Raw genomic sequence first — 12,578 nt, 5'->3', positions numbered from 1 at the left:
GCGCGGCGTGGCGGGAACGACGCCCCCGCGCGAGGGGCGCGGGGGCGGAACGGCCGCCCGTCCGCGCCCCGGCGGTCCCGTCTCAGATACGGGGCGGCCGGGCCTCGTACGGCGTGGACAGGACGACGGTGGTGCGGGTCGAGACCCCGGCCAGGCTGCGGATGCGGCTGAGCAGGTGCTCCAGCTCCAGCGGGGTGGCGACGCGGACCTTGAGGATGTAGTTCTCGTCACCGGCGACGCTATGGCACGCCTCCAGTTCGGGGACGTCCGCGAGGCGCTCGGCGATATCGTCGGGGGCGCTGGGGTCGAAGGGTTTGACCGAGATGAAGGCGGTCAGCGGCAGCCCCACAGCCTCCGGGTCCACGATCGCGGCATAGCCGCGGATCACCCCGCGCTGCTCCAGACGGCGCACCCGCTGATGCACCGCCGAGGTGGACAGGCCGGTGGCCTTGCCCAGGTCGGTGTAGCTCATCCGCCCGTCCTTGACGAGCAGATCCACGATTCGTCGGTCCAACTCCTCCACGCGTTCAACTTACTGTGCCGATGCGTCCCCGCGCACCGCGCGCCGGGTCGTGGACACCCCCGCACGCCGTTCATGTGACGAACGCCACAGGCGCGCTCCGCTGTCCGGAGGGTGGCTGCGATTATGCGTGCGGCATGAGGGGAATTGCTGGTGGTGGCCCGGACCGCCCGTCACAGGAGCGGCGGCCGAGCGGCCCACCCGAGGGGGATGGACACCCATGCGACGCATCAAGCAGGACACCACTGTGACCCGAGCCGGCAGCACCGACGGCGACAGTCCCGGCTTCGTCGAAGACGACGATCCGGACGAGTTCGACACCTACGACATCTTCCGGGTCACCTGCCCGGACTGCGGGCAGGCCATCGCGCTCCTCGCCGAGGAGGACAGCCTTCCCGAGCACGCGCTGTGCCCCTCGCCGTGGAACCCGTTCGGTCTGACGGTCTGCCAGGGGTCGGGGCGGCCGGTGAGCGACGCCGCGCAGACGCCGGACGCGCTGGACGCCCATGAGCAGGACGCGGCGGTGCTGTTGACGCTGCCGGAGAGTCTGGACTGGCGCCGTCAGCCCTTCTCGCACATCGGCGGCGACGGCTCCGGCGCGCCGCGGGTACCGCGGATGCGGCACGCCTGACGCGGCGTCACGACGGCGATCGGCGCCCGCCCAGCGGCGCCCGGGGCGAGGGGGTCCGACACCCCCTCCGCTCCTCCTTCCGTGGCCCCGGGCCGGTACGACCGGTCCGGGTTCTTTCATGTCCGCACCCGCGAGGCGGCGGAGCCCCCGGCGGGTACGGAAAAGGCCCGCCCCTCCTGTACGAGGCGGGCCCTGTCCTGAGCCGGGCGGGGCGAATCGGCCCCGGGTGGGTCAGCGCGATTCCGGTCCGGCCAGATGGCGGGCGATGACCATCCGCTGGATCTGGTTGGTGCCCTCGACGATCTGGAGGACCTTCGCCTCGCGCAGGTAGCGCTCGGCGGGGAAGTCCTGGGTGTAGCCGTAGCCGCCCAGGAGTTGGACGGCGTCGGTGGTCACCCGCATCGCGGCGTCGGTGCAGAAGAGCTTGGCCATCGCCGCCTCCTTGGAGAACGGCCGCCCCGCGTCGCGCAGCCGCGCCGCGGTGAGGTAGAGCGCGCGGCCCGCCTCGATCTGGGTGGCCATGTCGGCGAGGAGGAAGCGCAGGCCCTGGAAGTCGGCGATCGGGCGGCCGAACTGCCGTCGTTCCGCGGTGTATCCGACCGCGGTGTCCAGCGCCGCCTGGGCGACGCCGATGGCGCAGGCGGCGATGCCGAGGCGGCCGGAGTCCAGGGCGGCGAGCGCGATGGTGAAGCCCTGCCCCTCGTCGCCGAGGCGGCGGTCGTCGCCCACCCGTACACCGTCGAAGTGGAGTTGGGCGGTGGGCGACCCCTTCATCCCCATCTTGCGTTCGGGGACGGCGGCGGAGAGGCCCTCGGCGTCGCCGGGGACGAGGAAGGCGGTGATACCGCGGGGACCGCTGTCGCCGGTGCGGGCCAGGACGGTGTAGAAGTCGGCCACGCCACCGTGGGTGATCCACGCCTTGGTGCCGTCGAGGACCCAGTCGTCGCCGTCGCGGACGGCGCGGGTGGTCAGGGAGGCGGCGTCGGAGCCCGAGGAGGGTTCGGAGAGGCAGTAGGCGCCGAGGAGTCCGCCGCCGAGCATGGCCGGCAGATGCGCGGCGCGCTGCTCCTTGGTCCCGAATCCGGCGAGGGCATGACAGGCCAGAGTGTGGACGCTGACGCCGAGCCCGACGGTGAGCCGGGCGGCCGCCAGCTCCTCCAGGACCTGGAGGTAGACCTCGTAGGGCTGCTCGCCGCCGCCGAACTCCTCGGCGTACGGCAGGGAGAGCAGTCCGGATCCGGAGAGCAGGGTGAAGGCCGCGCGCGGGAAGTGTCCGGACTCCTCTTCCTCGGCGGCGCTCGGGGCGATCTCCCGCTCGGCGAGATCCCTGACGAGCGTCAACAGGTCACGGGCTTCCTCGGTGGGCAGACTGCGGTCCACCGGGCGGGGGCCGTACTCGGTCATGGCGGCGCTCTCCTCCGTCTCGGGCGCTGGCGGCCCCGCACGCATGGGGTGGGCGGCGGTGCCGTCTTCCGGGTGCCCAGCCGATGATTGCCCTCCGGGTCTCGGAACGCGATGACCTGCGACTGTGGCGCTAGGAGTATGCCCGATCGGCGGCCGGGCGTCACGGGTTGACGGACGGGGGATGATCTTTGCGCAGGCAGATGAACCGACCGCGAAATTGGTCCGAACCATTGACGCACTGGTCTAGTCCATCTAGCTTCTCCCCAACGCCCCACGCGTTTTGGACCGTTCGGAACGCAGGTCGGGTCCCGTCCCTCGTCCCCCCTCCGAGGAGAAGACATGCTCAGACCGCACCGTGGACGATCGCGCCGAGCCCTGGCCGCCACCACCGCCCTCTGTACGGTGGCGCTCTCCGGCTCCCTGCTCGCGGGCCAGGCGCTCGCCGCCTCGCCCGGCGCCCCCACCGCCGCACACCCGGCGGCCGCCACGGCGAAGACGGCGGCGAAGCCTGCCACCGCCGCGGGTGACAAGGTCGTCGGATACTTCACCAACTGGGGTATCTACGACCGGAATTACCAGGTCAAGAACGTCGAGACGTCGGGCTCCGCCGACAAGCTGACACACATCAACTACGCCTTCGGCAACGTCACCGGCGGCAAGTGCGCCATCGGTGACTCCTACGCCGACTACGACAAGGCGTACACCGCCGACCAGAGCGTCGACGGCAAGGCCGACACCTGGGACGACGGTGCGCTGCGCGGCAACTTCAACCAGCTGCGCAAGCTGAAGAAGCTGCACCCCAACCTCAAGGTGATCTGGTCGTTCGGCGGCTGGACCTGGTCCGGCGGCTTCGGTGAGGCGGCCAAGAACCCGGCGGCGTTCGCCAAGTCCTGCCACGACATGGTCGAGGACCCCCGGTGGGCCGATGTCTTCGACGGCATCGACATCGACTGGGAGTACCCCAACGACTGCGGTCTGACCTGCGACACCAGCGGGAAGGACGCCTTCACCAACGTGATGAAGGCGCTGCGCGAGGAGTTCGGCAAGGACGAGCTGGTGACCGCGGCCATCAGCGCGGACGCCTCCGACGGCGGCAAGCTCGACAAGGCGGACTACGCCGGTGCCGCCCAGTACGTCGACTGGTACAACCCGATGACGTACGACTACTTCGGCGCGTGGGACGACAAGGGGCCGACCGCTCCGCACTCCCCGCTGACCGCGTACGACGGCATTCCGCGGGACGGTTTCAACACCACCGACACCACCGCCAAGCTGAAGAAGCTCGGCGTTCCGGCGGACAAGCTGCTGCTGGGCATCGGCTTCTACGGCCGCGGCTGGCAGGGCGTGACCGACGACAAGCCGGGCGGCACCGCCACCGGCGCGGCCCCGGGCAAGTACGAGGCCGGGATCGACGACTACAAGGTCCTCAAGGACCGGTGCCCGGCCACCGGCAAGATCGCGGGTACCGCGTACGCCAAGTGCGGGGACCAGTGGTGGAGCTACGACACCCCGGAGACCATCGCCGGGAAGATGGCCTTCAAGAACGAGCAGGGCATGGGCGGCACGTTCTTCTGGGAGCTGAGCGGTGACACCCCGAACGGCGAACTGATCAAGGCGATCAAGTAACACCTCGCGGGGATGCGCACGAGGGCGGGAGGCTGCGGCCTCCCGCCCTTCGCGTACGCATGCGTCCGGGCTCAGCCGACCGGCGGCGCGGGGCAGTCCGGTTCGTGCTCCGCGATCAGCCGCAGAGTGTCCTCCAGGCCGCGTACCAGCAGGTCACAGACGGTCTCGCGGGGCAGCCGCTGCTCCTCGATCCAGTGCAGGGTGACGCCCTCGACGCCGCTCAGCCAGCCGATCAGCGCCGTACGGGCCAGGCAGGGCAGGTCGTCACGGCCCCAGGCGCCGCGCGCGAGGGTGGTGAGCATCCGGGCGCGGACCGCGTCGCGCAGCGCCTGGACCTCCGCGTCGAAGCCGACGCCGCCGGTGACGATGGTCCGGTAGGCGGCCTGATGGTGCTGGGCGTAGCGGAGGTAGCCGTCGACGGTGTGGCGCACCCGTTCGTAGGGCGGCAGGTCGGGGGAGGCACCGGCCCGCTCGGCGAGCTGGGCGACGGCGTCCTCGATGATCGCGAGGTAGTAGCCGCGTTTGTTGGTGAAGTAGTAGTAGATCAGGCCCTTGGCGACGCCCGCGTGCCGGGCGATGTCGTCCATGGAGAGGGCGTCGTACGACGTGTCGGCGAACAACTTCCGTCCGACGGCTATGAGGTCCCGCCGACGCGCCTGTGAACGGTCGGTGGCGCAGGCGCTCCGTCCACGCTGTTGGGTCTTGGTCACAATCCGCTCTCATCTGCAACTGCCGTAAATTCCCGGCAGTATGACAGAGCGTCAATTCTTGCGGCCGGGAGTGCGCCGGGCCCGGCCGCGGCGGCCCGCGCTCCCCCGGTCCGCGCCCGGCGCCGTTGTCCCCCGCACGGGGGTTTACGGCGCCGTCGCGTTCCCGGGACGATCGGCGTACGGGGCGGCGCCGCACGGAGAGGTGGTACGTGGTCAATCCTTGGCTGGCGTTGGAGGCGGGCGCGGATCCCGTGGCACGGATCGCCTCCCTGCGGCGGGCGCACGAGACGTTCCTCGCGGGCGGGCCGGTGGCGCCGCCGGTGCGCCCGGTGGTGGCCGAATCCTGGCGGCGCTCGGCCGACGCCCGCGCGGCGCCCGACGGCACGGTCCCGGTGGAGCTGGACGGCGCGGCGCTCCGCGCCCACCGCGACAGCCATCCGCTGGCCCGCGCGCTGCCCGTCTTCCGGGAACTGCTGGGTGCCACCGCGCAGGACGGGGCGCATCTGATGGCCGTCTGCGACGCGCAGGGCCGGATGCTGTGGGTCGAGGGCCACCCGAGTGTGCGGCGGGGCGCGGAGCGGATGAACTTCGTGGTCGGGGCGCGCTGGGACGAGCGGCACGCCGGGACCAACGCGCCCGGCACCGCGCTCGCCGCGGGCCACCCCGTCCAGATCTTCGCGGCGGAGCACTACAACCGGCGGGTGCAGCGCTGGACGTGCGCCGCGGCGCCGCTGCACGACCGGCGCACCGGGCGGCTGCTGGGCGCGGTCGACATCACCGGCGGCGACCATCTCGCCCACCCCCACAGCCTCGCCCTCGTCCAGGCCACCGCCCGCGCCGCCGAGGCGCATCTCGCCGCGTACACGCCGGAGCCCTGCGCGTTTCTCACCGCGCTGGGCCGCGACGAGGCGCTGCTGACGGTGGACGGCCGACGGCTGCGGCTGGGGCGGCGGCACAGCGAGATCATGGTGCTGCTCGCCCACCACCCCGACGGCCTGACGGGTGATCAGCTGGCGCTGCTGCTCTACGGCGAGCGGGAGGTCCGCCCGGTGACGCTACGGGCCGAACTCTCCCGGCTGCGGCACCTCGTGGGTCCGCTGCTCGACTCCCGCCCGTACCGGCTGCGGCGCCCCGTCGACACCGACGCCGCCACGGTCGGCGCCGCCCTGACCTCCGGCGATCCGTCGGCGGCGCTCGACGGCTACCCGGGCCCGCTGCTCCCGCTGTCCGACGCCCCCGGCGTCCGGCGCCTGCGGGACGCCCTGGAGACACGGCTCCGGCGCACCTTGCTGACCTGCGGCGATCCGGAGGGCCTACGGCAGTGGGCCGGGACGCCCTGGGGCGAGGACGACCTGGAGATCTGGGAGGCCCTGACCGCCGCGCTCCCGCCGCACGCCCCGGAACACTCACGGGCCCGGACCACGGTACGGCGGCTGCGGGAGGTGTACGGGGTGGTGGGGCGGTAGGGCACGACGCGTGCGGCGGGGCGGGGGCGGGACCGGCCCGCGGGGCGTGGCCTTCGCGCCCGGCCGCCACCGCCTCTCCCCCGCGCAACGTTGTGGCAACCTCCCCCGCCCTACCGTGCGCGCACCGTCCTCCGCAGGGAAGCGGAGGGCACCGCGCCGAGCGATTGGGAGGCCGTGCCATGGCCCGCTTTGCCCACCCCGGTTCCGCCGATGCCGTGATGTCCTACCGGAGCCGGTACGACCACTGGATCGGCGGCGAGTACGTCGCGCCCGTACAGGGCCGGTACTTCGAGAATCCGACGCCGGTGAACGGCCAGCCCTTCACCGAGGTGGCGCGCGGCACCGCCGAGGACGTCGAACGCGCCCTGGACGCGGCGCACGCGGCCGCGCCCGCCTGGGGCCGGACCGCGCCCGCCGAACGCGCCGTGATCCTCCACCGCATCGCGGACCGGATGGAGGCCCACCTCCAGGAGCTGGCGGTCGCCGAGAGCTGGGAGAACGGCAAACCGGTCCGGGAGACGCTGGCCGCCGACATCCCGCTGGCCATCGACCACTTCCGCTACTTCGCCGGTGCGGTCCGCGCCCAGGAGGGCTCCCTCTCCGAGATCGACGCGGACACCGTCGCGTACCACTTCCACGAGCCGCTGGGCGTCGTCGCGCAGATCATCCCGTGGAACTTCCCCATCCTGATGGCGACCTGGAAGCTGGCGCCCGCGCTCGCCGCGGGCAACGCCGTGGTCCTGAAGCCCGCCGAGCAGACACCCGCCTCGGTGCACTTCCTGATGAGCCTGATCGCGGACCTGCTGCCGCCGGGCGTCGTCAACATCGTCAACGGCTTCGGCGCCGAGGCGGGCAAACCGCTGGCCTCCAGCCCCCGGGTGGCGAAGGTCGCGTTCACCGGCGAGACCACGACCGGCCGCCTGATCATGCAGTACGCCTCGGAGAACCTGCGGCCGGTCACCCTCGAACTGGGCGGCAAGAGCCCCAACATCTTCTTCGACGACGTCTCGTCCGCCGCCGACGACTTCCTCGACAAGGCGCTGGAGGGCTTCACGATGTTCGCCCTCAACCAGGGCGAGGTCTGCACCTGCCCCTCCCGCGCCCTGATCCAGCGCGGCCACTACCAGGACTTCCTCGCCGCCGGGGTGGCCCGCACCGAGAAGATCGTCCAGGGCCACCCGCTGGACACCGACACCATGGTCGGCGCGCAGGCCTCCAACGACCAGCTGGAGAAGATCCTCTCCTACCTCGACATCGGCCGTCAGGAGGGCGCCCGCGTCCTCACCGGCGGCGCCCGCGCCGAACTCGGCGGCGAACTGGAAGGCGGCTACTACGTCCGCCCGACCGTCTTCGAGGGCAACAACGCCATGCGCGTCTTCCAGGAGGAGATCTTCGGCCCGGTCGTGGCCGTCGCCCCCTTCGCCGACTTCGACGACGCCATCACCCTCGCCAACGACACCCTCTACGGTCTCGGCGCCGGAGTCTGGACCCGCGACGGCTCCACCGCCTACCGCGCCGGCCGCGCCATCCAGGCGGGCCGCGTCTGGACCAACTGCTACCATGCCTACCCGGCCCACGCCGCCTTCGGCGGCTACAAGCAGTCCGGCATCGGCCGCGAGAACCACAAGATGATGCTGGACCACTACCAGCAGACGAAGAATCTGCTGGTGTCGTACTCGCCGAAGAAGCTGGGGTTCTTCTAGAACACCGCATCCGAAAAGGGCGCCTGACCAGGTGGATTCCGGTCAGGCGCCCGCCCTGCGCTGCTACTGGGAAGCAAGCGGAAATATGGCCTTGCTTCCCATTTATCCGACCGCTGTCCCATACGTTGTTCGCCGCCCTGGAGGTGGCGACGGGCAAGGTCATCGGCTCGCTGCACCGCAGGCACCGGGCCGCCGAGTTCAAGAAGTTCGTGGCCGAGATCGGCAAGGAGCCCCGCCGACCTCCAGTGGAACGATGGTTCGCCGAGCTGACACAGAAGAAGCTCAAGCGCGGCGTAACGAAGACAGCTGACGCAATCCTCCGCAGGTCAGCCGACGGGCGGTAAGTGGCCCTCCTCGACGAAGAAGTCGACGTAGGTGGCGAGGAGTTCGCGGGTGAGCGGGGGACAGACGATGCCTGTACCGGCGAGCGCCGCATCGGTCTCGGAGGTGTCGAGGGCCGGGTAGAAGGCGTCGGCGTCGGCGGTCATCATCTCGAACGCGTGCAGCAGGGGCAGGAGGGCGTTGTCGCGGTCGGCGCGCACCTTGGCGGTCCACTGCGGCCATGTGGTGGAGTCGAGGCGGTAGCCGCGTTCACGCAGGTAGGCAACGCACTCCGCCAGACCCAGCGAGCTTCGGTTGAACAAGTGGAAGGTGCCGCCCGCCCCCTCCTCGCGGGTGGAGACGGCCAGGATCGCCGCGCTGACGTAGTCGACCGGCAGCAGATGGAACCGCCCGTCGGCGCTGCTGGGGACCGCACCCGCCTGGAGCAGCCCCTTCAGGCTCAGCCAGACGAAGTCGCGGGTCTGGCAGGCGCCGGTCCGCCGATCGCCGGAGATCACGTCCACCCGGTACGTGGAGACCGGCAGTCCGCGGTCGCGGGCGAGGCCGATGACCTGTTCGGCCACCCATTTGCTCTGCAGATAGCCGCTGGGCAGCGCCTCGGCGGGCCCGGTCGGGTCGGTGGCCTTGAGCGGGACGCCGGGGGTGACGGGCCCGTTGAACACTCCGACCGTCGAGACGTGGTGCACGGGGACGGTGCGGTGGCGGGCGGCGAGCCGCAGGACCTCCTCGGTGCCGCGGACGTTCGCCGACCTCAGCGCCTTGTACGGGTGCAGCCAGTGGACTGTGGCGCCCGCGTGGTAGACGACGTCGACCGTGCGGGCGAGCGCGTCGAACGTCTCCTCCCTCAGCCCGAGCCGTTCCTCGGCGAGGTCACCGGTGATCACCTGGAGCCGGCTCTCGTCGATTTCGTCCCAGACGCGGTACCACCGCAGCCCCTCGCGCAGCCGCGCCAGGGCGGACGCCGGGTCGGCGCCGCGTACCAGGCAGTGGATACGGGCCCGGGTCGTGCGCATCAGGTCGCGCAGCAAGAACGCGCCGAGGAATCCGCTGGCCCCGGTCAGCAGGACGTCGTCGGGGTCGGTGACGGTGCGGACGACCTCGTCGGCAGGGCGGATGTCGGGCGCGAGCCGGATGTCCGCGGCGTGGTCCACCGTCTCCGGCTCGCCGATGCCGGGCTCGCCGGTGGTGTCCCGCAGCGCGGCGCACAGATGGGCGGCGAGGGCGCGGGGCGTCGGGTGGTCGAAGACGAGAGTCGCCGGGAGGGTCAACCGGCTGCGGGTGGCGAGGCGGTTGCGCAGCTCGACCGAGGTCAGCGAGTCGAGGCCGTGCTGCGGCAGGGGCCGGTCGGGATCGATGCCAGTGGTGCCGGTCCGGCCGAGCACTCCGGCGATCTCGCCGGTGACCACCTCCAGCACCACGGCATGCGCCTCCGGCTCGCTCAGGTCGGCGAGCCGCTCGGCAAGGCCGGGGCCCGCGTCGGCCGCGCCGTGTGCGGCGGGGCGGACCGGCGTGCGGATCAGAGACCTCAACAGTGCTGCGGGTTCCGGCTGTTGGCGGATGGCAGTGAGGTCGAGCGGGGTGGCCACGGTGTACGGTCCGCCGCGGTGCAGGGCCAGGTCGAACAGTGTGGTGCCCTGTTCCTCGGTGACCGGCAGGAAGCCGGCGCGGGCGATCCGTCTGAGGTCGGTCTCGGTCAGCTCCCCTGTCATGCCGGTGGCCTGCGCCCACAGGCCCCAGGCCAGGGAGGTGGCGGGCAGGTCGTGGGCGGTGCGGTGCAGGGCGAGGGCGTCCAGGGAGGCGTTGGCCGCTGCGTAGGTGGCCTGGCCGGGCCCGCCGACGGCGGCGGCGAGCGACGAGAACAGCACGAATGCGGTCAGGCCGGTGTCCCGTGTCAGTTCGTGGAGGGCCCAGGCGGCGTCGGACTTCGGCCGCAGGACCGCGTCCAGCCGCTCCGGGGACTGTGCGGCGAGCACACCGTCGTCGCGGACACCGGCGGTGTGGACGACGCCCCGCAACGGGTGCGCCGCGGGGATGGTGGCGAGGAGCGCAGCGAGGGCTGAGCGGTCGGCGACGTCGCAGGCGGCGACGGTCACCGAGGCCCCCAGGGCGGCCAGTTCGGACCGTAGCGCGTCAGTGCCCGGTGCCTTCAGGCCGCGCCTGCTGACCAGCAGCAGATGGCGGACACCATGTGCGGTGACGAGGTGCCGTGCGAAGAGGCCGCCGAGCGCTCCCGTGCCGCCGGTGATCAGGACGGTGCCGTCGGCGTCCCACACCGGGGCTCCGGGCGTGCGCTCGGCGGGCGCGGGGTGGGGTGCGCGCAGGAGTCGCGGCACGCGGATCCCGTGTGCCGCGCCCGGCCCCGTGGCACGCAGCGCCGCCTGCGGCTCGTCGGCAGCGACCACGGCGGCCAGGAGCCCGTCGCGGACCGCCGCGGGCATCTCCCCGTCCCGCGCGGCGGGGTCGGTGTCGATCAGGACGAGGCGTCCGGGCGCTTCGGACTGCACGGAGCGCAGCAGGCCCCAGGCGGCGGCCGCGGCCGGGTCGGTGACGTCGTCGCCCTCGGCAGTGGCGACGGCGCCGCAGGTGAGGACGGTCAGCACCACCTCGGACAGCGCGTCCTCGGCCAGCCACCGCTGCGCCAACTCCAGTGCGCGAGCAGTGGTGTTCCGGATGTCGGTGGCCGGGTCGCCTCCGGTGCCCGTGAGCGGCGCGCGGACGGCGTCGATCCGCTGACCGTCGCGGACCGCCTCGGCGACGGACGCCACATCGGGGTGACCGTCCGAACCGAGCGTCACCCAGTGCGTGGCGTCGGCTGCGGGCAGCGGGCGGGCGGGCCAGCCGACAGTGTGGAGCGCGTCGTGGGCGCGGGTGCGCGCCGTCCGCAGAGCAACCGCGTCGACCGGCCCGAGGGTCAGGGCGTCGATGTCGGCCACCGGCCGCCCGGTGGGGTCGGCGAGGTGCACCGCGTAGGTGTCGGGGTAGGCCTCACCATCCGCGGCGGGCGCCGGGGTGAGGCGCACGCGCAGGGTATCGGCGCCGATGGCGTGGAGGCGGACGCCGCGCCAGCCTGTCGCGGTGCGCGGGGTGCCGGGCGGATCGGCGGCGTAAAGCGGTTGCAAGGCCGTTTCGAGCAGGGCGGGGTGAAGGCCGAACGCGGTGTGCACCGATGCCGCCTGTGCCGTCAGCGACACCTCTGCGAAGAGTTCCCCGCCTCGCCGCCACACTCCGGTGAGCCCGCGGTACTCCGGCCCGTACACCGCTCCCGCGGCTGCCAGCCGTGCGTAGATGCCGTCGACGGGGACGGCTTCGGCGTCGGCGGGTGGCCACGACGCCGGTGGGGCGGCCACCGGCCGAGTGGCCGGGGCGTCGCTCAGGCGGCCGTGGACGTGGCGGGTCCAGGAGGCGGAGGCGGCGTCGGGCCGCGCGTGGAGGGTGAGCGTGCGCCGCCCCGCGGCATCCGGTGCCCCTACTCGCACGCGCAGCTGCAGGGCGCCGGACTCGGGCAGCACCAGCGGCCGGTCGACGGTGAGGTGGTCCAGGGCCGTGCAGCCGGTCTCGTCGCCCGCGTGGAGGGCGAGTTCGACGAGGACGGCGTGGGGGACGACGGTTTCCCCGGCGACGGTGTGTGCGGCGGCCAGTCCCGCGGTGCGGGCGGACAGACGCGCGGTGAACAGCGCTTCGTCGGTTTCCTCGAGGTGCAGTGCGGCGCCGAGGAGCGGGTGGCCGGTGGTATCCAGGCCCAGTCCAGCGGCGTTCTTGGGGCCGTTTGTACCCGCGTCGGTCCAGTAGCGGCTGCGTTGGAAGGCGTAGGTGGGCAGGGGGACGCGGCGGGCGCCGGAGTCGGCGAAGAACGCCTCCCAGTCGACGGGCACCCCGTCGGTGTGGAGAGCGCCGATCCCGGCCACCAGGGTGCGGGCCTCGGGTCGGCCGCGACGTTGGAGGGGGTGAGCGGTGGTGTCCGCCCGGTCCGCGAGCACGTCGCGGGCGAGGGCGGTGAGCACGCCGTCGGGCCCGATCTCGACGAGGGTGCGGACGCCCTGCTCGTGCAGGGTGGTGAGGGCGTCGGCGTACCGGACAGTTTGGCGGACCTGCCGCACCCAGTAATCAGCCGACCGCAAATCCTCACCCGCAGCGGAATTCCCCGTCACCGTCGACACCACAGGAATCACCGGAGCC

General features: G+C 72.5%; 9 protein-coding genes. 5 read left to right on the top strand and 4 right to left on the bottom strand.

What is annotated here, in order from left to right; genetic code table 11:
* Positions 1-82: 82 nt before the first annotated feature.
* Positions 83-523: an Lrp/AsnC family transcriptional regulator gene (locus IF23_RS0128240; protein ID WP_030288641.1), complete on the bottom strand. Its 441-nt coding sequence runs from the start codon at positions 521-523 to the stop codon at positions 83-85.
* Between the two features lie 217 nt (positions 524-740).
* On the opposite strand from IF23_RS0128240, the gene IF23_RS0128235 reads away from it, so the two are divergent.
* Complete coding sequence (locus IF23_RS0128235) at positions 741-1,151, top strand: hypothetical protein (protein WP_030288639.1); 411 nt, start codon at positions 741-743, stop codon at positions 1,149-1,151.
* 231 nt (positions 1,152-1,382) lie between these two features.
* On the opposite strand, the gene IF23_RS0128230 is transcribed toward IF23_RS0128235, so the two are convergent.
* Positions 1,383-2,555: an acyl-CoA dehydrogenase family protein gene (locus IF23_RS0128230; protein ID WP_030288637.1), complete on the bottom strand. Its 1,173-nt coding sequence runs from the start codon at positions 2,553-2,555 to the stop codon at positions 1,383-1,385.
* 339 nt (positions 2,556-2,894) lie between these two features.
* On the opposite strand from IF23_RS0128230, the gene IF23_RS0128225 reads away from it, so the two are divergent.
* Positions 2,895-4,181, top strand: a complete 1,287-nt coding sequence (locus IF23_RS0128225) for a glycoside hydrolase family 18 protein (RefSeq protein WP_030288636.1) — start codon at positions 2,895-2,897, stop codon at positions 4,179-4,181.
* A gap of 71 nt (positions 4,182-4,252) precedes the next feature.
* Here the strand turns inward: IF23_RS0128225 and IF23_RS0128220 are convergent, their stop codons facing one another.
* A complete protein-coding gene (locus IF23_RS0128220; RefSeq protein ID WP_030288634.1) occupies positions 4,253-4,891 on the bottom strand; it encodes a TetR/AcrR family transcriptional regulator in 639 nt (212 codons plus the stop codon).
* A gap of 209 nt (positions 4,892-5,100) precedes the next feature.
* Between IF23_RS0128220 and IF23_RS0128215 the strand changes: the two genes are divergently transcribed.
* The 3 genes from IF23_RS0128215 to IF23_RS0128205 all read left to right on the top strand — a co-directional run bounded on the left by IF23_RS0128215 (position 5,101) and on the right by IF23_RS0128205 (position 8,404).
* A complete protein-coding gene (locus IF23_RS0128215; RefSeq protein ID WP_030288633.1) occupies positions 5,101-6,357 on the top strand; it encodes a GAF domain-containing protein in 1,257 nt (418 codons plus the stop codon).
* Positions 6,358-6,536: 179 nt separating this feature from the next.
* Positions 6,537-8,060 (top strand): acetaldehyde dehydrogenase ExaC, encoded by a 1,524-nt coding sequence (gene exaC / locus IF23_RS0128210; protein ID WP_030288631.1) that lies wholly within the window; start codon positions 6,537-6,539, stop codon positions 8,058-8,060.
* Between the two features lie 125 nt (positions 8,061-8,185).
* Positions 8,186-8,404, top strand: a complete 219-nt coding sequence (locus tag IF23_RS0128205; protein ID WP_030288630.1) for a hypothetical protein — start codon at positions 8,186-8,188, stop codon at positions 8,402-8,404.
* Here IF23_RS0128205 and IF23_RS33190 read toward each other — a convergent pair.
* Positions 8,387-12,520, bottom strand: a complete 4,134-nt coding sequence (locus IF23_RS33190; protein ID WP_245655142.1) for a thioester reductase domain-containing protein — start codon at positions 12,518-12,520, stop codon at positions 8,387-8,389. The two genes, IF23_RS0128205 and IF23_RS33190, sit on opposite strands and share 18 nt — an antisense overlap.
* Positions 12,521-12,578 lie beyond the last annotated feature (58 nt).

It is taken from the genome of Streptomyces catenulae, assembly GCF_000718015.1.
In the GTDB taxonomy this organism is placed as follows: domain Bacteria; phylum Actinomycetota; class Actinomycetes; order Streptomycetales; family Streptomycetaceae; genus Streptomyces; species Streptomyces catenulae.
The sequence above is the reverse complement of the archived record's forward strand: the minus strand, read 5'-3'. Positions and strand labels throughout refer to the sequence as shown.

Coding starts and splice junctions, on each gene's coding strand:
- IF23_RS0128230 (WP_030288637.1), bottom strand. CDS start 2,555: ATGACCGAGTACGGCCCCCGCCCGGTGGACCGCAGTCTGCCCACCGAG.
- exaC (WP_030288631.1), top strand. CDS start 6,537: ATGGCCCGCTTTGCCCACCCCGGTTCCGCCGATGCCGTGATGTCCTAC.
- IF23_RS0128225 (WP_030288636.1), top strand. CDS start 2,895: ATGCTCAGACCGCACCGTGGACGATCGCGCCGAGCCCTGGCCGCCACC.
- IF23_RS0128235 (WP_030288639.1), top strand. CDS start 741: ATGCGACGCATCAAGCAGGACACCACTGTGACCCGAGCCGGCAGCACC.